The sequence below is a fragment of the Natrialba hulunbeirensis JCM 10989 genome, from assembly GCF_000337575.1.
In the GTDB taxonomy this organism is placed as follows: domain Archaea; phylum Halobacteriota; class Halobacteria; order Halobacteriales; family Natrialbaceae; genus Natrialba; species Natrialba hulunbeirensis.
The window spans coordinates 63865-87689 of the sequence record NZ_AOIM01000035.1 but is presented as its reverse complement, the minus strand read 5'-3'; the positions used below and the strand labels follow the sequence as shown (position 1 = coordinate 87689).

Below are 23825 nucleotides of genomic sequence, written 5' to 3'. Positions count from 1 at the left end.
TCCTCCGGTAAATCGCGCGAAAGTTACCAGAATAGTTATTGGGGATGGCGAAACCGCTTCGGTGTATGCCATCGCGCGGCAACCGACTGGTTCACGTCCCGCGAACTGGGCGGGTCGCGCGAGGTCAGTCACGACGTGTCGACGACCCAACCATCGGGTGGGGACACGGATAACGGTGCACGACGAGATTCAAACTATGAACTTCGAATCTACACAGGAACGCGATCTGATCCGACAGACGGCGGCCGACGTGGCCGCGGAGTACGGCCCCGAGCACTGGCGCGAGAAGGAAGAAGCCGGCGAGTTCTCCGAGGCCTTCTGGGACGAACTTGCCGAGGCGGGCTTTCACGGCCTGCTGATTCCCGAGGAGTACGAGGGCGCTGGCATGGGAATGCAGGAGATGGGCCTCGCCATGGAGACCCTCTGTGCGGAGGGCTGTGGGATGGCCGGCACCTGGTACCTGGTGCTCACCGCGGGAATGGCCGCGGTCGGCATCCGGGAGTACGGCACCGAGTCCCAGAAGGAGACGTACCTGCCGGACATCGCGAACGGGAAGCGCAACTTCTCGATCGGGATCACCGAACCCGAGGCGGGGACGAACACGCTGAACGTCGCCACGAAAGCCGACAAGGACGGCGACGAGTACGTCCTCAACGGCCAGAAGGCCTGGATCACATTCTCCGATCGTGCCGAAAACATGATTATCGTCACGCGGACGACCCCCCGCGAGGAGGTCGACCGCGGCACGGACGGCATCAGCCTGTTCATCGTCGATATGGACGATTCGAACATCGACGTCTCGCCGATCGACAAACACGGCATCAACTACTCGAAGTCTTGCGAGGTCTTCTTGGAGAACGTCCGCGTCCCCGAGGAGAACATGCTCGGCGACGAGGGAGACGGCTGGTGGGTGCTGGTCGACATGCTCAACCCCGAGCGGATCGGCTTCGCCGCGGCCGGAACGGGAATCGGGAAACTCGCCGCGAACACGGCCATCGAGTACGCGAACGAGCGCGAGGTGTTCGACGCGCCGATCGGCTCCCACCAGGGCGTCTCGTTCCCGATCACGAAACCCTACGCGAAGATGGAGACCGCCGCGCTCATGCGCGAGAAGGCGGCCTGGCTCTACGACCAGGGCGAGGACTGTGCCTACGAAACCAACGTCGCGAAGGCGACCGCCGTGTCGGCCGGCATCGAGGCCGTCAAGCAGTCGATGCAGGCCTTCGGCGGCTGGGGGTACGCCACCGAGTACGATGTCGAGCGCTGGTGGCGCGAGATCAACCTGACCCGGCTCGCGCCGGTCTCCCAGCAGATGGCGTACAACCACATCAGCCAGCAGCTCGGGTTCCCCAAGTCCTACTGAGTGATCACGATGTTTAGCAAACTACTCGTTGCCAACCGCGGCGAAATCGCCGTGCGCGTCATGCAAGCCTGTGAGGAACTGGGTATCGACACCGTCGCAATCTACAGCGACGCGGACCGAAACGCGGGCCACGTCGAGTACGCCGACGAGGCGTACAACGTCGGCCCCGCACCCGCAAGCGAGTCCTACCTCGATCAGGAGACGATCATCGACGTCGCCGACCGCGCGGGTGCCGACGCAATCCACCCCGGCTACGGCTTCCTCGCGGAAAACGCCGCGTTCGCGGCCCGCGTCGAGGATGCCGAGGGGATCACCTGGGTCGGCCCGCCGAGCGGGGCGATGGAGGCCCTCGGCGAGAAGACGACGGCCCGACAGGTCATGCGAGCGGCCGACGTGCCGGTCGTCCCCGGCACGACCGATCCCGTCGACTCCGCCGCCGAAGTCCGCGAACTCGGCGAGGAGTACGGCTACCCCGTCGCGATCAAAGCTGCCGGCGGCGGTGGCGGTCGCGGCATGAAAATCGTCCGCAGCGCCGAGGAGGCCGACGACGCCTTCGAGAGCGCGAAACGTGAGGGCGAGGCCTACTTCGACGACGACACGGTCTACGTCGAGAAGTATCTCGAGTCCCCCAAGCACGTCGAGGTGCAGATCCTGGCGGACGAACACGACACCGTGCTCCACCTGGGCGAGCGCGACTGCTCGCTCCAGCGCCGTCACCAGAAGGTCATCGAGGAAGCGCCGAGTCCCGCACTCGACGACTCACTGCGCGAGTCGATCGGCGAGGCGGCCCGCCGCGGCGTCCGCGAGTCGGGCTACACGAACGCCGGTACCGTCGAGTTCCTCGTCGAGGACGGCGAGTTCTACTTCATGGAGGTCAACACCCGGATTCAGGTCGAGCACACCGTCTCCGAGGAGGTAACGGGAATCGACATCGTCCGGGAACAGCTTCGCATCGCGGCCGGCGAGGAACTCCCCTACGCACAGGACGACATCGATATCGAGGGCCACGCCATCGAGTTCCGGATCAACGCCGAGAACCCCGCAAAGGAGTTCGCACCGACGCCAGGCACACTGGAGACGTACAACCCACCGAGCGGTCTCGGTGTTCGACTCGACGACGCAGTCTCCCAGGGCGACGAGATCGCGGGCGACTACGACTCGATGATCGCGAAGCTGATCGTTCGCGCACCGACACGCGAGCGCTGTCTCGACCGCTCACAGCGCGCACTCGCCCACTTCGACATTTCGGGTCCCGAAACCATCGTGCCGTTCCACCGGCTCATGCTCGCGGATGATACCTTCCGCGCAGGCGAGCACACGACGGCCTACCTCGACCACGAAGTGAGCCAGGACGAACTCGCCGACGCAGTCGAGCGCTGGGGGTCGGGTGCAACGACCGGCGGCGCAAGCGATGCCGACGCGAGCGAGCACGAACTCACCGTCGAGGTCGACGGTCGGCGATTCGACGTGCTGGTCGAAGACGGCCTGCCGCGGGCGGCCAGCAACGGCGGCGCAGCCGCTGGTGAGTCCTCAGGATCAGGGAGCGGAGCTGGCGCTACCGAACAGGTCGCGGCCGGCGACGCGATCACGGCCGAGATGCAGGGCACCGTGCTCTCGATCGACGTCGAACCCGGCGACGAAATCGCCAGCGGGGACGTGGTCTGTGTCCTCGAGGCGATGAAGATGGAGAACGACGTGGTCGCGCCAGGAACTGGAACCGTCGCCTCGGTTCCCGTTTCCGAGGGCGACTCGGTCGACATGGGCGACCCGCTGGTCGTACTGGAGTGAGATGAAACGATGACGATAGACCTCAAACTCAGAATTTCGGACGCGGCGGCACAGGACGAGAGCGAAGTGCAAGCGGTCGCCTCGGCGCTCGCCGAGCACTTCGGCGAGGACGTCGAACTGTACACGCAGTCGGGGGACGATCTGCTCGCAAGCGCGTCAGCGCCCACTGGAGCGGCGAGTGGCGGTAGCGGTGGCAGTGGCGCTGCCGGCTCTGGCTCGGGCTCCGGACCGGTCCAGAGCGCCGGCCGAAGCCGTGAGCGCAGTAGTGCAGCGGACGACCTCGAACCAACCGAGCGCGAGGAACTCCTGCGCGAGGAAATCGAGGAGATACTCGAGGGCGGCCCCGAGAAGTACAAGGAGCGACTCTCCGATCAGGGGAAGCTGTTCGTTCGCGACCGACTCGATCTCTGGTTCGGCGACGACGGCGGCACGGATGACGGCGGTTCGGACGGCGACACGGCCGGCAGTAACGGCGGGAACACGATCAAGTTCGAAGACGGCAAGTTCGCCAACTTCGACGCCGAGGACGACCTGCCTGCGGACGGTCTCATCACCGGCGCGGCGGAGTTCGAGGGCCGGGACCTGCACTTCATGGCCAACGACTTCACCGTCAAGGCGGGCTCGATGGCCGAGAAGGGCGTCGAGAAGTTCCTGCGAATGCAACAGCGCGCGCTCAAGACCGGTCGCCCCGTCCTCTACCTGATGGACTCCTCGGGCGGCCGCATCGACCAGCAGACCGGCTTCTTCGCCAACCGCGAGGGCATCGGGAAGTACTACTACAATCACTCGATGCTCTCCGGGCGCGTTCCGCAGATCTGCGTGCTCTACGGTCCGTGTATCGCCGGCGCGGCCTACACGCCCGTCTTCGCGGACTTCACGATCATGGTCCGGGACGTGAGCGCGATGGCCATCGCCTCGCCGCGGATGGTCGAGATGGTCACCGGCGAGAACATCGATCTGCAGGATCTCGGTGGCCCGGACGTCCACGCCCAACACTCCGGAAGCGCGGATCTGATCGCCGAGGACGAGGAACACGCACGCGAACTCGTCGCGAAACTGATCAGCTACCTGCCGGACAACAGTGACGAGAAGCCACCCCAGACAGCCGGGACAGCGCCGCGGCTCTCACCCGAGGGCATCGACGCCGTCGTTCCGCAGGAACCGAACCGCGGCTACGACATGTTCGACGTCATCGAGCGCGTCGTCGACGCCGACTCGGTACTCGAGTTGCGACCGGAGTACGGCAAGGAGATCATCACGGCCTTCGCGCGCATCGACGGCCGGCCGGTCGGCATCGTGGCCAACCAGCCAAACCACCGCGCGGGCGCGATCTTCCCCGATGCGGCCGAGAAGGCCGCCGAGTTCATCTGGACCTGCGACGCCTACGACGTGCCGCTGCTGTACCTCTGTGACACACCGGGCTTCATGGCCGGTTCGCAGGTCGAGAAAGACGGCATCCTAGAGCAGGGTAAGAAGATGATCTACGCAACCTCCTCGGCGACGGTGCCGAAACAGTCCGTCGTCGTCCGCAAGGCCTACGGGGCGGGCATCTACGCCATGTCTGGGCCAGCCTACGATCCGGAGAGCGTCATCGGCCTGCCAAGCGGCGAAATCGCGATCATGGGCCCCGAGGCTGCGATCAACGCAGTCTACGCGAACCGACTCGCGGACATCGACGACCCCGACGAGCGCGCCGCACGCGAGCAGGAACTGCGCGAGGAGTACCGCGAAGATATCGACATCCACCGAATGGCAAGCGAGGTCGTCGTCGACGAGATCGTCCCGCCGAGCTCGCTGCGCGAGGAACTGGAAAACCGCTTCGAATTCTACGAAACGGTCGAGAAGGATATTCCGGACAAGAAGCACGGGACGATTCTCTGAGCCGCGCGGTCGAGCGGAACACCCAAACCGGGTGCTGTTTTGGTTCTGGCGTCCGAATCGCCGTCCATGGCTGAACCACTGATCCGAACCAGTGACGAGATCGAGTACGAGGCCGTCGACGCTGCGGACGGACTCGAGAAGGGCGTGCTGATCGCGGACGACCACGGCGCACCGAACTTCGCGATCCGGCGGTTCGTCCTCGAAGCGGGTGCCGAGGTCCCGGAGCATACGAACGAGGTCGAACACGAGCAGTACGTCCTCGGTGGCGAGTACACCGTCGGCATCGACGACGAGGAGTACGAGGTTGAGGCGGGTGACTCGCTGCTCATTCCCGCGGGAACGGTCCACTGGTATCGAAACGAGGGCGACGAAGACGGTGCGTTCCTCTGTGCGGTCCCGAACGGCGACGACGAGATCGAACTCGTTGAGTGACGCGGGTTGCTGTCCAGTCCCACGGTGTACCACCTCCCACCCAACGGGGCTGTGACCGGAGCGCGACCCCGCTGTGATGGTTACCAATGTTCACTCGAAGTGGACGGTCCGCTTACCGCTCCTGATTTTTGCGATTATTTCAACCAACGGAGTTCGAAACATCCTATGCTTTCAAGAGTGATCGCTTCCCTTGGTATGATAAGCCATGGATTGGCAGACTGCAGAGCGAGAGTTCTCGAGCGACGTACTGGGAGGGGAACCACTGGGGCAGCTGTTCGAGGCGTCGGTCGAGCGGAATCCGAACGCGGTCGCCCAGCAGTATCAGGGCGGGATCTACGACCGTAGTTTGGCGGGGACGGCGTTCGAACCCGCCCCACACGGCGACTATGTGAGTCTTACCTACACCGAGATGGCCGAGATCGTCCGGCCGCTGGCGACCGGCTTTCGCGAACTCGGCGTCGAGGGCGGCGATCGGGTCGGCATCTTCGCCCAGACGCGCATGGAGTGGGCACAGACAGACTTCGCGCTGCTCGCCGCCGGCGCAGTCGTGACGACGGTGTACAAGAACTCCTCACCGGAGAAGGCCAGGTATCTGCTCGACGATCCCAACGCAGACGGCGTCGTCGTCGAGAACGCGGACGTGCTAGAGCGCGTGCTGGAAGTCGAAGACGAACTGGATCTAGAGTTCATCGTCTCGATGGACGCGTTAGACACAGAGTACGCCGACGCTGAAACGGAGATCTACACCCTCGCGGATGTCTACGAGATCGGCGAGGAGCGACACGATCCGGACGCCTACCAGGAGTGGCTCGAAGAGCGCGACCTCGACGATCTGGCGAGCATCATCTACACGAGCGGAACGACAGGCAAGCCGAAGGGGGTCATGCTCACTCACGGCAACTTCCGGACGAACGTCAACCAGGTCTATCGCCGGTACGGGCCGCGACCGGACAAGGACGAGGACGTGCCGAGTATCGATCAGGACAGTACGCTCGTCTCCTACCTGCCGCTGGCACACGTCTTCGAGCGCACGGCGGGCCACTTCCTGCTGTTCGCCGCGGGCGCGACCGTCGCCTACGCCGAGAGTTCGGACACGCTGAAAGAGGACTTCCAGGCCGTTCAGCCGACCGGCGCGACGAGTGTGCCGCGTGTCTACGAGAAAATTTACGACACGATTCGCGAGCAGGCGACGGAGTCCCCGGTCAAGGAACGCATCTTCAACTGGGCGACCGACGTAAGCCGCGAGTACTACCAGGCGGACGATCCGGGGGCGATTCTGGAGTTCAAGCTCTCGGTTGCAGACAAACTGGTGTTCAGCAAGGTCAAGGAAGCGCTGGGTGGAAACATCGAGATGCTCGTTAGCGGCGGTGGCAGTCTCTCGCCGGAGCTCTGCCAGCTCTACCACGGCATGGGACTGCCCATCTTCGAGGGCTATGGCCTGACTGAAACCTCGCCAGTCGTGACGACCAACCCGCCCGAGGAGCCGAAGATCGGCACCGTCGGCCCGGCAATCATCGACTGCGACGTAACTGTCGACGATTCGATTGTGCCGGACGGCGACGCCGCCAACACGCCCGGCGAGACGGGTGAACTCCTCGTCCGCGGGCCGAACGTGACCCAGGGCTACTGGAACAAACCCGAAGCGACGGATCGGGCGTTCACCGAGCACGCGCCGGGTGTAGACGAAGACGATGCGGGAGGTGAAGACAAGGGCAAGTGGTTCCGTACTGGCGACATCGTCACGATCCGCCCCGACGATTACATCGAGTTCCACGAGCGGACGAAACAGCTTGTCGTCCTCTCGACCGGCAAGAACGTCGCGCCCGCACCGATCGAGGACGCCTTCGCCTCGAAGGAACTCGTCGAGCAGTGTATGGTCGTCGGCGACGGCGAGAAGTTCGTCGGCGCGCTGCTCGTGCCGAACATCGATGCGATCAAGCGTGCCGCTGCGGACGAGGGCGTTGCACTGCCGGAGAATCCCTCGGACATCTGCGATCACGAATGGGTCCAACACAGAATCGACCAGGCGGTCGACACGGTCAACGAGAACTTCGAGTCCCACGAGACGATCAAGGAGTACCGGCTCGTTCCGATCGAGTTCACGGAGGAGAACGACCTGCTCACCCCGACGATGAAGAAGAAGCGCCGCGCGATCCTCGACGCGTTCGACGACGAGATCGAGTCGATCTACGCAGAGGATTCGGCCGAACAGGCACCCGAAGCCTGAGACGATTGGTGTAACGGGTTCGGTACACCTGCTGCTGGCTCTTTTGCGTGCAGTTGTCGACCGTTCACCGGCGATCTGGGGACAACGCTGAGACCAGAAGACAGACAAACCCCTCACCCAAGATCAGTTACCGATGGTCCTCCACCGCTGGGCGTATCGCACGAGCGCAGACGCCCTCCACCCCGGTACGACCGTTCGCTACTACTACCGAACCGGCGATTCCCTCGCAACCGTTATCGAACGAACCGAGCGCTACGTTACGTTCGTCGGTGAGGAGTGCAACGGCCGGTTCACACACGACCAGATCGACCACCTGATTCGAGACGGACGACTCGAGGTCGTCCTCGACGACACCGATCATCGGCCACCGGCAGACGAGGAGATAGTTGGCTTGTCTTCTAAAAGATCACACGATGTTGTCTGAAGTTGAACAGCCAATCCAAATAGTCGGTTGAAGAGTAAACACCCACAGTCACAGAACCGGTATCATTTTGCCGGAGCGCGTACCACGGTAGTGTGTATGAAACACGTCCGGGGACCGTTGTGTACGATCGACGTCGGCGAACAAACAGTCGAAACCGAATCGATCGACGACGTTCTCGAATCGTCGATCGGCGGCCGCGCGCTCACGACGAAACTCGCCCACGAGCGCATCCCGTTCGACGCCGACCCGCTCGGACCGGAAAACCGCCTCTACTTCGCGACCGGCCCGCTCCAGCATGCGACGATGAGTTTCACGGGCCGCATGTCGGCCACCGGCGTCTCGCCGCTGACCGACGGGCTGCTCTCCTCGAACGCGGGCGGCTTCCTCTCGCGGAACTTCACCGGCACCGGCTACAGCACTGTCGAGATCGCCGGCGCGAGCGACGAGCTCGTCATCGTTCACGTCACCGACGAGGGCGTCGAGTTCGAAGCCGTCCCCGAACTCGAGAAGGCGACCGTTCCCGAAACCTGTGACTACATCGACGACGAGCACGGACTCGGCTCGGAGCACACGGTCGTGATCGGCCCCGGCGGCGAGAATGAGGTTCGTTTCGCCTCGATTATGACCTCCGAGGAACGGGCGTTCGGTCGCGGCGGACTCGGTGCAGTGTTGGGTGCGAAGAACGTGAAGGCGATCACGTTCGACGGCGACTCCACCCACGAGGTCGAGATCCCACCCCTCCAGATGGAGATCCACGGCGAGGCTGCCCAGTCCGACAGTCCGATGCGTGATCAGGGGACGACCTCGGTCGCAACGTACGCGAACATGGTCGAAGCCCTGCCGACGCGGTACTTCTCGGAGCTCTCCTACGAGCACATCGACGACATCAGCGGCGACCGCGTCGAGGAGAAAAAGTACAAGAAGGGGACCTGCTCGGCCTGTGCATTCGCCTGCAAACTGCCGACGAAAGACGAGGAGACCGGCCTCGAAACCGAAGGCCCCGAGTACGAGACACTGATGGCGTTCGGTTCGAACTCCGGCGTCGACGACATCGTGGACGTAATGAAGTCGAACAAGCTCTGTGACGAACTCGGGCTCGACACCATCTCCGCCGGCGACGTCGTCGCCGCCTACCTCGCGAGCGAAGACGAGTTCGGCAACGCCGAGCTCATCCACGAAACCGTCGAGAAGATCGCCTACCGCGAGGGCATCGGCGACGACCTCGCAGAGGGTATCGACCGCGTCCACGACGACCTCGGCGTCGAGAACTGGTCGGTCAAGAGCATGGAGTTCGCCGCCCACGACGGGCGCACCCTGAACGGCCAGGGGCTCGCCTTCGCGACCTCGAACCGCGGCGCGGACCACATGTACGCCGAGTTCTACCCCTACGAGTACCCGCTCGTCGACGCCGACGACGCCTTCGACAAGGAGGGACTCGAGGACAAGCCCCCGAAAGTCGTCGAACTCGAGAACATCAACGCCATCAAGGACAGCGCCGTCCTCTGTAAGTTCTCCCGGAGCTTCATGACCGAAGAACGCATCGAGACACTGCTCGACGCCGACTACGAAGAGCTACTCGCTCTCGGCGGCGAAATCGTCGCCCTCGAGCGCCACTTCAACAACCAGCGCGGCTTCGACCGCAAGGACGACACGCTACCGTACGAGATTCCCGGCTTCGAGCAGGGACTCGACGAGTACTACGCAGAACGCGGCTGGAACGAAGACGGGACGGTTCCAGCGAGTGCACTCGAGTCGGGTGGCTCTGACGCGGCACCGGCTGACGACTGAGGCAGCGCTGCTGTGCTGAGTTCTTCGCTGCTAGTAGTCTGGATGTGGGGTTCCGCAGCGTCGGTCGGCGCAGAGGGCGCACACAGTGGGAATTGCGTTGTGCCCTGGACAACCGTGGCCTCAGGGCTCTGTGGATCCCGTTGATCGACGATCGGAATCTGGCGTCGTACTGAATACAGAAGATGAGTGTCGCACGATCGGTTTGGTCATCGCCGTCGATTTCTGCGTAGCCGACAGCTCTCTAGTCAGTCACTCTGACCTTCACGGAGAACGGTCGCACTTGCCTTCCCAACGGTCTGAAACTCCGTTGAACCACATTGGCAGCCGTTTCTCGTCCCGATTGGTTGAATCGTCCCGTCTGGCCACTTCTTGGCCGCATACGCACTTCCACAGTCGAAACATTCAGCAATTGTCCGTTCACTCTCTCCCTCGGGCATTGTCTACCCCCAGTTAGGGCAATAACAACATCAGAACTACTCTTGGTTATACAACTGATTTAAGTATATCACTGGTTCGACTCCCCCGTTTCGGGAAGGGTGCTCTCGAGGATGTGCTTCATCCCACGACGGAGACGAGACGCGATAGCCTGCTGCGTGATTCCGAGCTCGTCGCCGAGTTGTTACTCCGAGTGTGAGTTTGGATCGGTGTTCTCGGTGGGGTCGGTAGTTCCGGTAGTGTCGGTGGAGTCAGTGGTCCCGTCGCGTCCCCGATCGCTGTCGGAGTCAAACACGCTGTCGTACGCTGTGGTGTTCTCGCCATCGCGAACGCTCTCTCCATCACCATCAAATCCGCTCTTCTGCTCGTCCTCTGGCGACAGCCGATCGTCACCGCGAGAGCGCAACGGCGCATCGTCGGCCCGCGAGGGATGAATGTTGAAGTTGTGACCCTTGTAGGGGTCCGTCTCCGGATCGTAGTCGAGTTCGCTGCGCTCGAAGAGGTAGATAAAGAAGCCAAAGATCGGGACGAGGAACGTGATCGCCGCCCACTTCGCCGGCGGCTCGAGCCCGACCGTTCCGGCGTCGTAGTACGTGAACGCCGTCAACCCGACGTGCCAGGCGAGTGGAATCCCGACGACGATAGCCAGGAGCAGCAGGTCCATTGGTGGTCCTACGTGCCCACGCGTTGTAAGTCGACTGCTCAATCGTGATAAAAAAACTACCGCGACCCAGTGAAACCGCGTCCGCAGGTAGTTCACGTCGAATTCGATCGCTGTACCCTGACACGACCACCTGTTGTCTCGCTCGCGGTCATACCGCACGCTCGCAAAATCTGGACCAAAAGTCCTCGATCGACCGCCCTAGTTCACGTCGAACTCGATCGCTGCACCCTGGCCAAAGCCAACACAGAGCGTCGCCAGGCCGAGTCCGCCGCCACGCTTCTGGAGTTCGTGAATCAGCGTCACTGGGAGGCGCGCGCCGGAGGCACCCAGTGGGTGACCGATGGCGATTGCGCCGCCGTTGACGTTGAAGATGTCGGGGTCGATACCGAGTTCGTCGCGCGAATAGAGCGACTGGCTGGCAAAGGCCTCGTTGAGTTCGACGAGGTCGTACTCGTCGATGTCGCGGCCGTTGCGCTCGAGGAGCCCCTCAGTTGCGGGGACCGGACCGATTCCCATCACGGTCGGGTCGACGCCGGCGACGTTGTTCATGCCGACTTCGGCCATGATCTCGAGGTCGTTCTCCTCGGCGAACGCCTTGCTGGTGATGAGCAGCGCGGACGCGCCGTCGGAGATCTGGGAGGCGTTGCCGGGCGTGACGGTGCCGTCGGACTTGAAGACGGTCGGCAGCTCGCCGAGCTTCTCGGCGGTCGTGCCTGGGCGAAGGCCTTCGTCCTCCTCGACGGTGCCGTCCTCGGTTTCGATCGGGACGATTTCGTCGTCGAAGCGACCCTCCTCGGTTGCCTCGACGGCTCGCTGCTGGCTCTGGGCGGCGTACTCGTCCTGCTCCTCGCGGCTGACGCCGTACTCCTCGGAGACCTTTTCGGCGGTCATCCCCATCTGGAGTTCGCCCATGTTGTACAGTTCGGCCATCCGCGGGTGGACGTTGTGCGTGTTCTGCCCCATCGCGACGCGGCTCATGCTCTCGACACCGCCCGCGATGACGGCGTCGCGGTTGCCGGCGGCAATGGCGTCCGAGGCGGAGATGACGGCCTGCATCGAAGAGGCACACCAGCGGTTGATCGTCGTTGCAGGCGTGTGCTCGCCGAGTTCGGAGAGCAGTGCGATGACGCGGGCGACGTTGTTCCCCTGCTCGTCGCGCTGCTGGGCACAGCCCCACATCAGGTCGTCGACGTCTTCGCCGGAGAGACCGGTCTCGGCCAGGATTTCGTCGATGAGCGGGACCGAGAGATCCTCGTTTCGGAGATCGGCGTACACGCCGTCCTCCTTGCCCTGTGGTGTCCGCACGGCCTTCACTACGACTGGTGTCTGTGACATACTGTATCGAAGACGCTTAACAAACTTAAATCCGGGAGAACTCGCGAGGATGCGAGGAGAGTTTACTGATTCTGTACCCGATCACGCGAAAACGGCAACTGGCCATAACGATGATTTCGTCCTATTCAGAACTGTGAGTCGATGAAACAGGTTGGATCACACAATCGGGGGCCAATTCAATGAGCGAACCGAAATCGACTCGGAGAACGCTGTTTCAACTGGCCGGGGCAGGTCTCGTTTCAGTTGCCGGTCTGGCTTCGAATACGGCCGGTGCGACGAGCGACCCGGACGCATCACTGGTCTTCGAAGAGCAGACGTCCGACGGGACCTCGATCACCATCGCCGAAGCGAGTTCGACTGTCGATGGAATGCTAGCAGCTCGGAGCAACGAAACCGGGGAACTCGGACGAACGACGATCGAGGCCGACACGACAATCGAGGACCTGACACTCGAGTTCACCGAGCCGATCGATGACAACGGGGAGATCGATATTGCTGTCAGCATCTACGACCACGAGACTGGGCAGGGGATTGCCCGCGAGGTTGCGACAGTCTCCTTCGAAGACACCGTCGATGTCGTCTCCGGGGTGGAAGAACGGTTCGTCGAAGCGGATCCGTCAGCCGGATTCAACTACCCCTATTACCTGTACGCACCGGATCGAGTCTCCGATGACGAAGCGACGCCCGTTCTCGTCGAACCGAACAACACGGGGACGACAGCCGACGAGCTCGAAGAGCACCGTGAGGTTGCACAGCGCCACATCGAGGGTGGTACCTCGCGGAGAGTCAGCGAGGAGGTTGGGACACCGCTGGTAATCCCGGTCTTCCCGCGCCCAGTACAGGAGCCCGTCGACTGGTCGCACTACATACACGCGCTCGACAGGGAAACGATGAGTATCGAGAGTGGCGATCTCGAGCGCGTTGATCTACAGCTCCTGGCGATGGTTGAGCACGCCCGCGGGCAACTCGAGAGTGAAGGGTACGACACCGACGACGGCGTTATGCTGAACGGATTCTCCGCATCGGGGAATTTCGTCGAACGCTTTGCCATGCTTCACCCAGAAGAGGTCGTATCGGTCACGGCCGGTGGGTTGAATGGAATGGTCACGCTGCCCCACGAGGAGTACGACGGCCACGAACTTCCGTTCCACGTCGGAATCGCGGACGTCGAGGAGCTCACCGGCGAGCCGGTCGATCTCGACGCGGTCGACGAGGTCAACCACTTCCTCTACATGGGAGCACAGGACGACAACGACACCATTCCGTACGACGACGCCTGGACCAAGGACGAACTTCGTCAGACAGCGCTCGACGTTTACGGCGATGATATGATTACGGAACGGTTCCCAACCTGTCAGGCTGCGTTCGAAGAAGCCGGTGTCGATGCCCAGTTCAAGATCTACGAGAACGCCGGGCACAGTCCTCGTGAAGCAGAAGCGGACATCGTCGAGTTTCACCAGAAAAGTCTCGCCGGGGAGAGTGTGAGTGAGTTCGGCGACGCACTTGGAACCGAACCTGTGATCGAGGTTTCCGCGACAGCGCCAGCAGTCGGCGAGGACGTTTCGTTTGACGCAACCAAGTCCTCAGCGGGTGTCGGAACGATCGTCGCCTACACGTGGGAGTTCAGTGATGGAGAGACAGGTTCCGGTGAGACAGTTACGCACGCGTTTTCGGACGCAGGCACACGGACAGTCACACTGACGGTCATCGATGACAGCGGTGGGAGCGCGGAGACGTCAGTGGAGATTGCAGTCGGCGATGTAGAGGCTGATGCTGACACTGCGGAAGAACCAACAGATAGTGAATCTGACGGAGCCGACGGAACGGACGACGAGGAAGCTGAAAGCGCTGACGACGCTGACGCGGAGAGCGAAGACGACGGCGGCAGCGAAGATTCGGATAACGGGACGGAAACAGCGGAGGCAACCGACAGCGACGAAACCGATGAGTCAACTGCTGACGAGAGTGGTGCTGACACCGACGGGATACCAGCACCAGGATTCGTCGGGACACTCGCGAGCATCGGCGGGGCGGGCTACCTGGTAGCTCGCTATCGTGGCGACGGCGAGGACTCCCGTTCCTAACGACACCGACACTCCGTACTCGAACCAAGAAACCTTATCTCGGGCCTGTAGAAATAGGCGCGCATGGACGAGGACGGCACGAAGGCAAGCATGGAGTCGGACCAGTCGACTGACACCGACATTGACACCGACGCCGACACTGACACCGACGCCAGCAGCGACGGTGAACCGGCAGGAGAACAGCCACGAACCGTCGCCGAGAGTTCGCCCACGGAGCAATCAACCACCGGAGAGCAAGCGGGGGCGAGCGAGGACAATAGCCCACTACCGAACGTTCCAGATACCGAACCCGAAGAGTCCGACATCCCCGAAGACGTCCAGAAGTACGCCCGTTTCAAGAAAATGGACGGCGCGCAGTACGACCGCGTTAACGAGTTCCTGCGCGACCGAACCTACATCACCGCCCGCGAGTGGGCCATCGCCCGACTCTGTTCTGACTTCCGGACCGAAACCGGCGTCGAGATGACCAAAATCGGCGAAAACCTGCCCGAACTCGTGCCGTTCATGACCGACACCTACACGCCCCAGGCGGTCAACCAGGCCCGCTCCTCGTTCGAAGACAAGGTCCGAACCGCCGGCGCAACCTTCCTTTACGGCGCAATGTGTGACTTCTTCACTGCCGAGGAACTCGACGACGTGATGTACGAATCTACCGAGGTCGCGAAATTCCTGCTGGAGGTCGAGGGGGTCGACCTCTCCGTCGAGGACGAACTCGAGGCCGAAGAGCGAATCTCCAGCGTAATGCGCGAGGTCCGCGAGGCGAGCGCAGAGTTGCGCGAACAGGAAGACGAGTAGTCACGCACGGCGAATGGGGCCGGTCGGGAGCAGCCACTCCAGACAGTTGTACCGAGTACAATCGTTCCTGCCGGTGGTAACCGCCGGAAAACACCGTTTCTGAATCGGGACTGTCTGGTAGCTGACTCGATACTAACCGTCCCCCTGTGCGAGCGAGTCGTGCATGACATCCCACGCGACCGACGACGCAATCGACGGCGGGACAACCAACAGCGACGACGGCCGTGATCGGTGCACGGCATCACGAACCGACACGGGCCGGAACTCGAGTACCCCGCCAGTAGCGGGCAACTTGAACCAAAACCAAAACCAAAACCAGAACCAGAGCCCAAGCCTGAGCCGCCGACAAACGATACGCGCGAGTGGCGTTCTGGGAGCGCTCGGACTGGGCGGACTTGTGGGTGGACTCGAGTTCGGGACTGGCGTTGGGACAGCACAGACACCGGACACGACGCAGTGCGGCCGGCCGGATGAAGTCGTTCATCTCGACTACGACGACTACGAGGGGTGGGACGACGTATATCGTCTGTCGAACGGCGATCCGGCGGCGCTCGACCTCGTCGCCGATCCGACTGCCTCCGGGAACCGGGCGCTGCAGGTGCGCATGCAGGAGGGTGCACACTGGGGTGCGAGCACGCACTACGATTTCGCGGACGGCCTGTTCGAACTCACCGGACGCGTCCGGTTCGCGCTCGATACGGGCTGGGAGATGACCGGTCGGTATCCGGCGAACTGCCGGCTCTGGAACTGTGCGATGGCGCTCGGCGAAGGGAGTGCCGGTGGCGGAATGCCCGACGGGACGAACGGCTGGAGTAATCGACTGTACATCACCAACCGGGGATCGGACCCCGACGGGCCGTTCTCTCTGCTCTCACACACGTACCATATGGACCAGAACCAGGACCACGATTTCGTCATGGAGGGCGAGCCGTACGCGCTCGGTCAGCCAGAGATCGTCCCCGGGAACTGGTACGAGTTCGAATACTACGCCTGCGTGAACACGGTGACCGACGGCGCGGCGAATCCGGACGGGATCGTCCGCTACTGGCTCGACGACGACCTCGTCTACGAGCGCGAGGACCTTCGGTTCACGACGGATCACGCGAACAACATCATCGATTCGAACGGTCCCGCGGGTCACTACGGCGGCCAGTACACCGCACCGAAAAATCTCTACGCGTACTACGACGACCACTCGATGGCGTTGAACGGGACGTTCGAGTTCGGGCCCTGCTAATCCAGTCTGAACCAGTCTGAACCAGTCCGATCTAGTCCGAATCAGTCATCACTCTCTCGGCGAGAACTCCCACGACTGCACGTCCGATTCCGAAAGGAACAGCGACGGGTCATCGTGGGAAAACGTCACCCACGGATCCGTCTCGTCCGCATCGATCGCCCGAACGTGGATCAGCAGTTCCTCCTCAAGGAGCGCCGTCTCGAAGACAGGTTTCGCTTCGGGGAGGGTGTAGGTCACCGGGACGAAGACGGCGACCGAGTTGTCAGCATCGCGTTCGACGGCGAGTGCGAAGCGGCGGCTGTCGTCGCGAGTTGTGTCATCCTCGTCGACCGGCAGATAGTACACCTCCGCGTCGCCGAACGTCGTGGCCGAGTCCGCGACACGGTCCTCGACCCGTTCGAACGTCTCCTGATCGATGCCAACGTCGAGACCGAAGCGCTCCTCGGCCTCGCTCGGCGAGACCGACGCCGGCTCGAGAACGATCGGTTCCCAGCCGTCCTCGTCGTACTCCGCGGCGATCGCGTTCGCGTCGGCGAGCAGTTCCGCCCACCGGTCGTCGGCCGTCGGTGCGTCGTCGCTCATCGCGAGCCCTCCACGGCACGATCGCCGTACCGTCGGTCTATCGCTACGTCGGTGTGCATACTCGTAACCGACGGGACGGAGCCCGAAAACAGTACCTTTCGCTCTCACACCCACCTCACTCATACTCCTCCCGGTCCCACCCTCGGGTCGATCTGTCGTCTACCGCATCGGCGTCCGGTTGCTGTGCCGCCGGACCGCCGTTCGACTGGTCGCTGTCTGCCGAGCCACCGTCGTCCTCGACCGGTACAGACTCGACCGTGACAGCCTCCGAGTCGACATCGCCGATAAGTGCCTCCTCAAACCGCGCGCGGACCACAGCTGGATGCGGGTCGCCACCAGCCGCCGCAATCGTCCCAACTGAATCGGGATCGAACGCGAGCCCGAGCGCGCCGTACACCGACTCGAGTACCGGTCCGATCTCCTCGCGGTTGTCGACCAGAACGATCCCCGCCGTGAGGGCGGCATCCTGGCGAACGCGCTGGGCGAGGCCGACGAGTTTCCCGAGTGTCGGGTCCCTGTTCCCGCCAGCAGCGGTGAGCCGGGCCGACACAGAGTGCGAGCCGGGACAGAACGCGTCCGCCGGCTCGCCGCGCTCGGCGTCGACACCCAACTCGGAGAGTGCCCGCTCCGTCGCGTTCGTGGCTCGCTCGTAGCGCGCGTCGGTTCCGCGCCGGAAGTCTTCGACCGGGTCGGCACGGGCGAACGCGATCGTCGTCTCGCCGTCGTAGGCGACCGCGCGGCCGCCAACCGACCGCTCGATCGGTGCGAACCCGTGCTCGCGTGCGGCCTCGTAGGCCTCGTCGTACCCCTCTTGCCTGCGATCACGCCGGCCGAAGGCGACCTGTCGGTGCGGTCGCCAGACCCGAACCGCGGGTTCGCCGTCGGCGGCGAACTCGAGTAGCGACTCGCTTGCCCGCCGGTCAGCGTCTATCGTGTCGGCGCGGCCGCGAAGCACTCGCATACCAGTGGCATTTGTGTCGACGCACCTAAACGCTCTCGCTGCGAGTCGTCGGTACAGTTGTGATCGATCTGTCGGACACAGACGCGGTACCGCTCTCGGAGGCAGCACTGGCACCATACGCTCGCTTCTCGCTGTACAACTCGCCGTATCCGGCCCACGACGCGGGGTGTGCGATCGACCTCTATCCCGGGACGCTGCGCGATGGTCGGACGACCGCCGCGCCGAGCCCTGTCGCCGGCACCGTCCGCGAAACCCGCACGGTCCGCGCACCGCCGAAACCGTACGCGCCAGAACACGACCATCTCATTCTGATCGACTGCGACGGCCCCGGTGACTGTGCAGGGCTAACAGCCCGAATCCTCCACGTCGATCCCGCTGTCGAGGCCGGTGACCGCGTCGAAGCGGGAGAGTCGCTCGGCAAACTCGTCCGCGCCGGCTTCTTCGCGCCGTGGGTCGACAACCACCTCCACGTCGGCTTTCGGACGCCGGCACAGAACCCGTACCGCGCCTCAGGGTCGGTTCCGATCGAACTCGCAGACGGCGTCCGCCCGCGGCCGCTCGCATGGGACGGCACTGGAACCGTCGTCGCGACCGGCGAAACGTACGCCGTCCTCGACGCGCCGACACACCCGAATCCGGGCGAGGAATTCGTCGGTGTCGGAGTCGACGACAACGACACGAGCGGCGTCCTCGACGGCGGACTCCCGCATTACGACGGCGGCGGAGTGTACTCGAGTACCCCACTCCCGTCGCAGGTCTCGCTGAACGGGGACGAACTCGGCTCGATCGCGGATGACGGCCGGTCGATCACGTGGGACGATGTGGTCGTCACAGCGAACGGGGACCCGATTACGGGGCTCTCGCTGTTCTGTGCGCGAGATGCGGATTTCGGCGCGAAATTGATCTGCCCGAAGCGGCCGTTCGAGGACGGGGAGCAGGTACAGATCCGCGTTCGAGGGCAATAGCTGAGTAACGGTGACAGAGACGACTCGCTGATTCAGTCGTCGAACGTCTCGCCGTTGACAACACGACCCAGAAACAGCGGCGTCTCGGTCGGCTGGTCACGGATGTAGAAGAGGAACGGTCGATCGACTGTCATCGAGACGCTGTCCGGCTGTCCGCCGTCGTCGTCCCCTCCCATCACCACCGCCGTCGCCGCTGCAGCCTCCGTCCCCTCTTCGTCCACCTCGATGAAGGTCTCGTGGATGACACTCGTGATAGACAGGTCGCTGTCGTCATCCTCGAGCATCCCGCTGAAATCTGCACTGGCCCCGTCGAACGCTCGTTCCATCCCCAGTTCGCCCAGCACGTTTCTGAGGTCGAACTTCGACTCAATACCGAACTTCGGTAGTGCGAGGTCTACCACTGGATAGGTGGCTTCATCGAGCATGATTGCGAGCCGATCCGCTGTCAGCGACGCTTCGAAAGACTCGAACTCGCCTTCCGCGGGGAGGATAACGACCATACTCGTGTCGTCGTTCGCATACGGCAACTCGACGAGTTGATGGCCACCGATGTCGGCGTAGCGAAGTTGCGTCGACTGGTGCATCATCTCCACCTCGGATTCAGTTCCGTCGAGTCCGGTGAACGGCGCGGGTTCCGTGCCGTCAGGATCGAAGTCGTGTTCCCAGGCCGCGAGGAAGTAGACTGCGTTCGTCAGCACGAGTTGCGTCGAGGCGTTGATTAATTCTTCGGGGAGAAGATCCTCGATGCGGTCGTTCGTCTGCGCTTCGACCCAAGCGTTGATTTCCTCGCGCGCCTCGTCCGGGTCTCCAGCGAAGTCAACGGTGTGGTCGCCAGCCTCGTAGTACGCCTCGAGCAGGTCGAGATAGTCGTCGGCGAAGGGAAACTCCTTGGCCGCCCAGACGGCATTAGCACTCGATAGCTGGTACCCAAGTGCGTCCGTTTCGTCGGAGTCCTCCGCCCCGTGCTGTTCGACCTCCTGTCCGTCCCTGTTTCGCTGTTCGAGTTCCGTTTCGAGCGCGCCGAATGCGGCGTGGAGGTCGTCGTCTTCGAGGTCGTACCGCAGCGCCGCAGCCATCTCTGCGGCCGTCTCGCCGCGTGCGCCAGCGTAGGTCATCGCCAGCGCGACAGAGACGCTGTACGGAGAGACGAAGAGGTTTTCATCGTCGGCCACTCCGTCCCGGAGTTGGTCTAGAAGTGCCAGTGAAAAATCGATATTACCCCGCACCTGATCGGCAGCTACCGCCGAACTGATAGTGGGGTCCGTTACGAAATCTGTCTGGGGAAAGGTAGGAGCGTCGTATTCGTCGAACACGCTGTCCCCCTCCCTCCAACCCATTCCAGACAGGCAGCCAGCTCCGCTGGCCATCGCGGCCCCGATCAGAGTAAGAACGGTCCGTCGGTCGGATGACATACCGATCACACGTTCCTGCCGCGATAAGTGCTTTTTCATAGTAATGTCCGATTTCGAGTTTATGCCTTCTACATCCGTAACGAACGGCCATCGACGACGCGACCCAGAAACAGCGGCGTCTCGGTCGGCTGGTCGCGGATGTAGAAGAGGAACGGTCGATCGACCGTCAGTTCGACCTGATCTGGCGGAGCCGAAACCGGCATTGTGACGGCCGTTGCCGCGGCGGCTTCGGTTCCCTCCTCGTCCACCTCGACGAAGCTCTGGTGGATGATGTCGCCGATGAAGAGGTCGCTCGTCTCACCGTCGACCATCCCGCTGAAATCTGCGCTGGTGGTGAACCCCCGCTGCATCCCCAGTTCCTGCATGACTGAGACGAGACTGACCTTCGACTCGATACCGAACTTCGGCATCGCAAGGTCGACCTGCGGGCGCGAGGCATCGTCGAGCATCGCCGCGAGTACGTCCACCGAGAACGACTCCTCGAAGGACTCGAATTCGCCTTCTGCAGGGAGGATAACGACCATGCTCGTCTCCTCGTTGGCATAGGGAAGTTCGACGAGCTGGTGGCCCTCGTGCTCGGCGTAGCGCAGTTGGGCGGCCTGGTGCATCATCTCGACCTCGGTCTCGGCACCAGCGAGCCCGGTGAAGGTCTCCGGCTCGGTGTTCGCAGGGTCGAAGTCGTGCTTCCAGGCCGCAAGGAAGTAGACCGCGTTCGTCAGCACGAGCCGCGTCGAGGCGTCGACCGAGCCCTCGGGCAGGAGGTCCTCGATCCGATCGTTCGTCTGTGCTTCCACCCAAGCGTTAATTTCCTCGCGCGCCTCGTCCGGGCTCCCGGTAAAGTCCACGAGGTGCTCGCCAGCCCCGTAGTAGGCCTCGAGAAGGTCGAAGTACGCGTCGTCGAACGGATGGTCCTCGGCTGCCCAGACGGCGTTGGCACTCGAGAGCTGGAAGCCCAACTCGTCCTTACTTTCGTCGTCATCCGCGCCGACTTCATCATCTCGCGGCTGTTCAATCTCCTCCCCGTCTTCGTTTCGCCGATCGAACTCGGACTCGAGTGCACCGAAGGCTGCGTGGAGCGTCGTGTCGTCGGATTCGGTTGCTGTCGACCAGTCGTCGGCACTTCCCGGCAGATCGTACCGCAGTGTCTCACGCATCTCTGCGGCCGTCTCACCGCGCGCACCGGCGTACGTCATCGCCAGCGCGACAGAGACGCTGTACGGCGAGAAAAAGAGGTTTTCATCGGGTCGGTCCGTCCGGAGCTGGGAGAGAAGGTCGAGCGAGAACGCGACGTTACTGCGGATCTGATCTGCGAGCAGGTCGTCCTCGAGTTCGGGATCGGTGACGAACTCGAGTTCGGGGAAGTCGCCGTCGAAGTCGATATCGGAGTTGGATCTGCCTGTCTCGTCGTCGGGTTCAGTTCCGTTCGAATCTCCGTTCTCGACCTCGTCCTCCGCATCGGGAGATGTCCCTGTACAGCCGGCCATTCCCGCGAGAAAGGCACCGGAGAGAGCGAGCATCGTCCGTCGGTCGGCGTAGCCCTGTGTCATATGCGACATAACGAACTGGCGTATCAAACGTGTTCGGGAGGGTAAAACGGCAGTTTCAGCTTACGATTCGCCAGTGTGTTCGCGGTGGCGCTCTTTCGCCCGCTGGTAGGCGTCGTCCTCCCGCACTCGTTCCCAGTAGGACTCGAAGACGAGCGCTGCCTCGCGTTTGTCGGGGTCCGCCCACTGTTCGGGGTCGCGTTCGGTGCCATCCTCGTCGTACTTCTGTCCCCCAGAGTACTTCGCGTAGCGCATCGCTCGCGTGTACCCCATCTGGAGGTACTTACGGGCCATATCCATCCCAGGGAACTCGTCGGTCGCTCGGTACTGTTCGTACTGATCGTAGATTGCCTCGGCGGACTCCTCGGCTGCGTCCTCGTCTTTGTACGACCACAGCGGCAGGAGTTCGCTCTTGTACGGTTCGACTTTAAAGACGCCCTCCTCGCCGCGACCGATATCGTACTCGGCGGGATTGGCGCGGAAATCGGTCTCGTACTCCGGGCCGCCATCGCTGTTGGTCGATCTATCTCCCATAGCTCACCTGTGGCGGACCAGCGGGAACGACCCCCGGCCGGCATACGAAACCACGCCACGCGAAACGACTGAAACGACAGGCGACAGAACGAGTGGGCAGCGAGTCATACGCGTCCGCCAAACGCTCGCCGAACCCACAACAAACACCCAACAACTGGCAACCACAGAAGCGTAGCCATCAAGACAGTTGCTGTCGGACCACAGGGTATGACCGAAGACGTCCCTGAGATTACCGGCGACGGCGGCTACGACGACATCGCACAGTACCTCCAGAGCTACATCGACGAATACCAGGACTTCCTCTCGTGGATCGGCACCAGCGTCGACGACGTCGGTCCCGGGACGATGACCATGTCGATCCCCTACGACCAGAAACTCACGAACGTCCGCCCCGCTGCAACGACCGACTCGGACCAGCGACCCGACATCCACGGCGGCATCGCCGCCACGCTCATCGACACCGTCGGCGGCCTCGCGCTCCGAACCGAACTGGAGGACCCCGTCGATGCCTCGATCGCGACGATCAACCTGAACGTGAACTACCTGCGTCCGGCGACGGGCGACTTGACGGCGACGGCGAACGTGATCCGCGTCGGCGGAACCGTCGGCGTCAGCGAGGTAACGGTCGAGAGCACGACGCCGGACGGCGAGACGAAGGAGGTCGCGACCGGGCAGGGATCTTATCGGGTGTTTCGGCGCTGAGTCGGCGGTGGTGTTGGGGTTGGGACAGGGTCGTAACGGAGTCTGGACAGGGTCGAAACGGGGTGGGATAGGATCGGAACAGAGTCCAAACGGGACTGGTATATGACGCAGATTACGTCTCGCGCCCCTCAGTTCGCGACCCGAACCGAAGTCGGCCGTGGAGGTAACAACCGATCGCACAGACGAGCACAAAGTAGCCGTAAATCACCGTTTCAACGTAGACGGGGACCGGTTCCATCACGATAGTGTGGGCACTCGAGTACCATACGTCTGAACCTGAACTGCTGATGGCTTTATGGGCCGGCGTAAAAGAGAGGGCGAGAATGTCAACTGAACCGAAGACACACTACTGCGTCGCACCGCGTACAGGAAGTGGCGATTCGTAGTCGTGCAGTGACGGTCAGTGGGCACCATAGCTCTGGCGGACCATCCAGAACCGGACGCCCAGATAACACATGACGATGCCGAACGTGACGGCGTACAGCGTCGCCCCGTTCGTCGCCGCAGCAATCAGCGCACCGGCGTTGAGGAGGATACCGAAGACGTACATCGCCTGCAGTCGTCGCCCGGTCATCGACCGCTCCCCCATCGAGTACTCATACGTACGGCTTTGACTGAGACGACTAAACTCCGTCTGTATCGATCGCGCAATCCCCGCCACAGCAGCCTGCA

21 protein-coding genes and 1 pseudogene are annotated in these 23825 nt (G+C 62.8%); 12 read left to right on the top strand and 10 right to left on the bottom strand.

Annotated features, from left to right (window positions below; translation table 11 throughout):
- Positions 1-196: 196 nt before the first annotated feature.
- From C483_RS11690 to C483_RS11660, 7 genes are all read left to right on the top strand, one after another.
- Entirely contained in the window at positions 197-1363 is a 1167-nt protein-coding gene (locus C483_RS11690) for an acyl-CoA dehydrogenase family protein (RefSeq protein ID WP_006653567.1), read from the top strand.
- Between the two features lie 9 nt (positions 1364-1372).
- Positions 1373-3151 carry an acetyl/propionyl/methylcrotonyl-CoA carboxylase subunit alpha gene (locus C483_RS11685; protein WP_006653566.1) on the top strand — a complete coding sequence of 593 codons (1779 nt, stop codon included), beginning with the start codon at positions 1373-1375 and terminating at the stop codon, positions 3149-3151.
- Between the two features lie 9 nt (positions 3152-3160).
- Complete coding sequence (locus tag C483_RS11680) at positions 3161-5032, top strand: acyl-CoA carboxylase subunit beta (protein WP_006653565.1); 1872 nt, start codon at positions 3161-3163, stop codon at positions 5030-5032.
- A gap of 66 nt (positions 5033-5098) precedes the next feature.
- Positions 5099-5464 (top strand): cupin domain-containing protein, encoded by a 366-nt coding sequence (locus C483_RS11675; protein WP_006653564.1) that lies wholly within the window; start codon positions 5099-5101, stop codon positions 5462-5464.
- A 205-nt stretch (positions 5465-5669) separates the two neighbouring features.
- Entirely contained in the window at positions 5670-7691 is a 2022-nt protein-coding gene (locus tag C483_RS11670) for an AMP-dependent synthetase/ligase (protein WP_006653563.1), read from the top strand.
- 133 nt (positions 7692-7824) lie between these two features.
- Positions 7825-8115 carry a hypothetical protein gene (locus C483_RS11665; protein WP_006653562.1) on the top strand — a complete coding sequence of 97 codons (291 nt, stop codon included), beginning with the start codon at positions 7825-7827 and terminating at the stop codon, positions 8113-8115.
- Positions 8116-8211: 96 nt separating this feature from the next.
- The gene (locus tag C483_RS11660) at positions 8212-9903 is read left to right on the top strand and encodes an aldehyde ferredoxin oxidoreductase family protein (protein ID WP_006653561.1); all 1692 of its coding nucleotides are present in this window, start codon (positions 8212-8214) and stop codon (positions 9901-9903) included.
- A 505-nt stretch (positions 9904-10408) separates the two neighbouring features.
- Here C483_RS11660 and C483_RS20885 read toward each other — a convergent pair.
- The 3 genes and pseudogenes from C483_RS20885 to C483_RS11650 all read right to left on the bottom strand — a co-directional run.
- Positions 10409-10522: pseudogene (locus C483_RS20885) on the bottom strand (bacterio-opsin activator); the annotation flags it as partial.
- A complete protein-coding gene (locus C483_RS20880; RefSeq protein WP_006653560.1) occupies positions 10523-11002 on the bottom strand; it encodes a PLD nuclease N-terminal domain-containing protein in 480 nt (159 codons plus the stop codon).
- 198 nt (positions 11003-11200) lie between these two features.
- The gene (locus C483_RS11650) at positions 11201-12337 is read right to left on the bottom strand and encodes a thiolase family protein (RefSeq protein ID WP_006653559.1); all 1137 of its coding nucleotides are present in this window, start codon (positions 12335-12337) and stop codon (positions 11201-11203) included.
- A 179-nt stretch (positions 12338-12516) separates the two neighbouring features.
- Between C483_RS11650 and C483_RS11645 the strand changes: the two genes are divergently transcribed.
- The 3 genes from C483_RS11645 (at position 12517) to C483_RS11635 (ending at position 16453) form a co-directional block, all read left to right on the top strand.
- Positions 12517-14421, top strand: a complete 1905-nt coding sequence (locus C483_RS11645; RefSeq protein ID WP_006653558.1) for a PKD domain-containing protein — start codon at positions 12517-12519, stop codon at positions 14419-14421.
- 63 nt (positions 14422-14484) lie between these two features.
- On the top strand, positions 14485-15216 hold the full coding sequence (locus tag C483_RS11640) for a DUF5806 family protein (protein ID WP_006653557.1): 732 nt from the start codon (positions 14485-14487) through the stop codon (positions 15214-15216).
- 163 nt (positions 15217-15379) lie between these two features.
- Positions 15380-16453, top strand: coding sequence for a hypothetical protein (locus tag C483_RS11635; protein WP_006653556.1), 1074 nt, complete (start codon positions 15380-15382; stop codon positions 16451-16453).
- Positions 16454-16501: 48 nt separating this feature from the next.
- Here C483_RS11635 and C483_RS11630 read toward each other — a convergent pair whose 3' ends face one another.
- Together C483_RS11630 and C483_RS11625 are read right to left on the bottom strand one after the other, a co-directional pair.
- Entirely contained in the window at positions 16502-17035 is a 534-nt protein-coding gene (locus C483_RS11630) for a DUF7529 family protein (protein ID WP_006653555.1), read from the bottom strand.
- Between the two features lie 115 nt (positions 17036-17150).
- Positions 17151-17996, bottom strand: a complete 846-nt coding sequence (locus C483_RS11625) for a lipoate--protein ligase family protein (protein ID WP_006653554.1) — start codon at positions 17994-17996, stop codon at positions 17151-17153.
- A gap of 59 nt (positions 17997-18055) precedes the next feature.
- On the opposite strand from C483_RS11625, the gene C483_RS11620 reads away from it, so the two are divergent.
- Positions 18056-18961 carry a hypothetical protein gene (locus tag C483_RS11620; RefSeq protein ID WP_006653553.1) on the top strand — a complete coding sequence of 302 codons (906 nt, stop codon included), beginning with the start codon at positions 18056-18058 and terminating at the stop codon, positions 18959-18961.
- A 32-nt stretch (positions 18962-18993) separates the two neighbouring features.
- On the opposite strand, the gene C483_RS11615 is transcribed toward C483_RS11620, so the two are convergent.
- The 3 genes from C483_RS11615 to C483_RS11605 form a co-directional block, all read right to left on the bottom strand.
- Positions 18994-20373, bottom strand: a complete 1380-nt coding sequence (locus tag C483_RS11615) for a serpin family protein (protein ID WP_049912620.1) — start codon at positions 20371-20373, stop codon at positions 18994-18996.
- Between the two features lie 68 nt (positions 20374-20441).
- Positions 20442-21920, bottom strand: a complete 1479-nt coding sequence (locus C483_RS11610) for a serpin family protein (protein WP_006653551.1) — start codon at positions 21918-21920, stop codon at positions 20442-20444.
- Between the two features lie 60 nt (positions 21921-21980).
- Complete coding sequence (locus tag C483_RS11605) at positions 21981-22451, bottom strand: DUF4385 domain-containing protein (protein ID WP_006653550.1); 471 nt, start codon at positions 22449-22451, stop codon at positions 21981-21983.
- A gap of 207 nt (positions 22452-22658) precedes the next feature.
- On the opposite strand from C483_RS11605, the gene C483_RS11600 reads away from it, so the two are divergent.
- Positions 22659-23153: a PaaI family thioesterase gene (locus C483_RS11600; RefSeq protein WP_006653549.1), complete on the top strand. Its 495-nt coding sequence runs from the start codon at positions 22659-22661 to the stop codon at positions 23151-23153.
- Between the two features lie 112 nt (positions 23154-23265).
- On the opposite strand, the gene C483_RS21095 is transcribed toward C483_RS11600, so the two are convergent.
- Both C483_RS21095 and C483_RS20460 read right to left on the bottom strand, forming a co-directional pair.
- Positions 23266-23391, bottom strand: coding sequence for a hypothetical protein (locus C483_RS21095; protein ID WP_006653548.1), 126 nt, complete (start codon positions 23389-23391; stop codon positions 23266-23268).
- A 162-nt stretch (positions 23392-23553) separates the two neighbouring features.
- A complete protein-coding gene (locus C483_RS20460; protein WP_169331426.1) occupies positions 23554-23727 on the bottom strand; it encodes a hypothetical protein in 174 nt (57 codons plus the stop codon).
- Between the last annotated feature and the right edge of the window lie 98 nt (positions 23728-23825).

Coding starts and splice junctions, on each gene's coding strand:
- C483_RS11680 (WP_006653565.1), top strand. CDS start 3,161: ATGACGATAGACCTCAAACTCAGAATTTCGGACGCGGCGGCACAGGAC.
- C483_RS11675 (WP_006653564.1), top strand. CDS start 5,099: ATGGCTGAACCACTGATCCGAACCAGTGACGAGATCGAGTACGAGGCC.
- C483_RS11610 (WP_006653551.1), bottom strand. CDS start 21,920: ATGACACAGGGCTACGCCGACCGACGGACGATGCTCGCTCTCTCCGGT.
- C483_RS21095 (WP_006653548.1), bottom strand. CDS start 23,391: ATGGAACCGGTCCCCGTCTACGTTGAAACGGTGATTTACGGCTACTTT.
- C483_RS20880 (WP_006653560.1), bottom strand. CDS start 11,002: ATGGACCTGCTGCTCCTGGCTATCGTCGTCGGGATTCCACTCGCCTGG.
- C483_RS11690 (WP_006653567.1), top strand. CDS start 197: ATGAACTTCGAATCTACACAGGAACGCGATCTGATCCGACAGACGGCG.
- C483_RS11640 (WP_006653557.1), top strand. CDS start 14,485: ATGGACGAGGACGGCACGAAGGCAAGCATGGAGTCGGACCAGTCGACT.
- C483_RS11645 (WP_006653558.1), top strand. CDS start 12,517: ATGAGCGAACCGAAATCGACTCGGAGAACGCTGTTTCAACTGGCCGGG.
- C483_RS11625 (WP_006653554.1), bottom strand. CDS start 17,996: ATGCGAGTGCTTCGCGGCCGCGCCGACACGATAGACGCTGACCGGCGG.
- C483_RS11650 (WP_006653559.1), bottom strand. CDS start 12,337: ATGTCACAGACACCAGTCGTAGTGAAGGCCGTGCGGACACCACAGGGC.
- C483_RS20460 (WP_169331426.1), bottom strand. CDS start 23,727: ATGACCGGGCGACGACTGCAGGCGATGTACGTCTTCGGTATCCTCCTC.
- C483_RS11665 (WP_006653562.1), top strand. CDS start 7,825: ATGGTCCTCCACCGCTGGGCGTATCGCACGAGCGCAGACGCCCTCCAC.
- C483_RS11615 (WP_049912620.1), bottom strand. CDS start 20,373: ATGTCATCCGACCGACGGACCGTTCTTACTCTGATCGGGGCCGCGATG.
- C483_RS11635 (WP_006653556.1), top strand. CDS start 15,380: ATGACATCCCACGCGACCGACGACGCAATCGACGGCGGGACAACCAAC.
- C483_RS11630 (WP_006653555.1), bottom strand. CDS start 17,035: ATGAGCGACGACGCACCGACGGCCGACGACCGGTGGGCGGAACTGCTC.
- C483_RS11605 (WP_006653550.1), bottom strand. CDS start 22,451: ATGGGAGATAGATCGACCAACAGCGATGGCGGCCCGGAGTACGAGACC.
- C483_RS11670 (WP_006653563.1), top strand. CDS start 5,670: ATGGATTGGCAGACTGCAGAGCGAGAGTTCTCGAGCGACGTACTGGGA.
- C483_RS11600 (WP_006653549.1), top strand. CDS start 22,659: ATGACCGAAGACGTCCCTGAGATTACCGGCGACGGCGGCTACGACGAC.
- C483_RS11660 (WP_006653561.1), top strand. CDS start 8,212: ATGAAACACGTCCGGGGACCGTTGTGTACGATCGACGTCGGCGAACAA.
- C483_RS11685 (WP_006653566.1), top strand. CDS start 1,373: ATGTTTAGCAAACTACTCGTTGCCAACCGCGGCGAAATCGCCGTGCGC.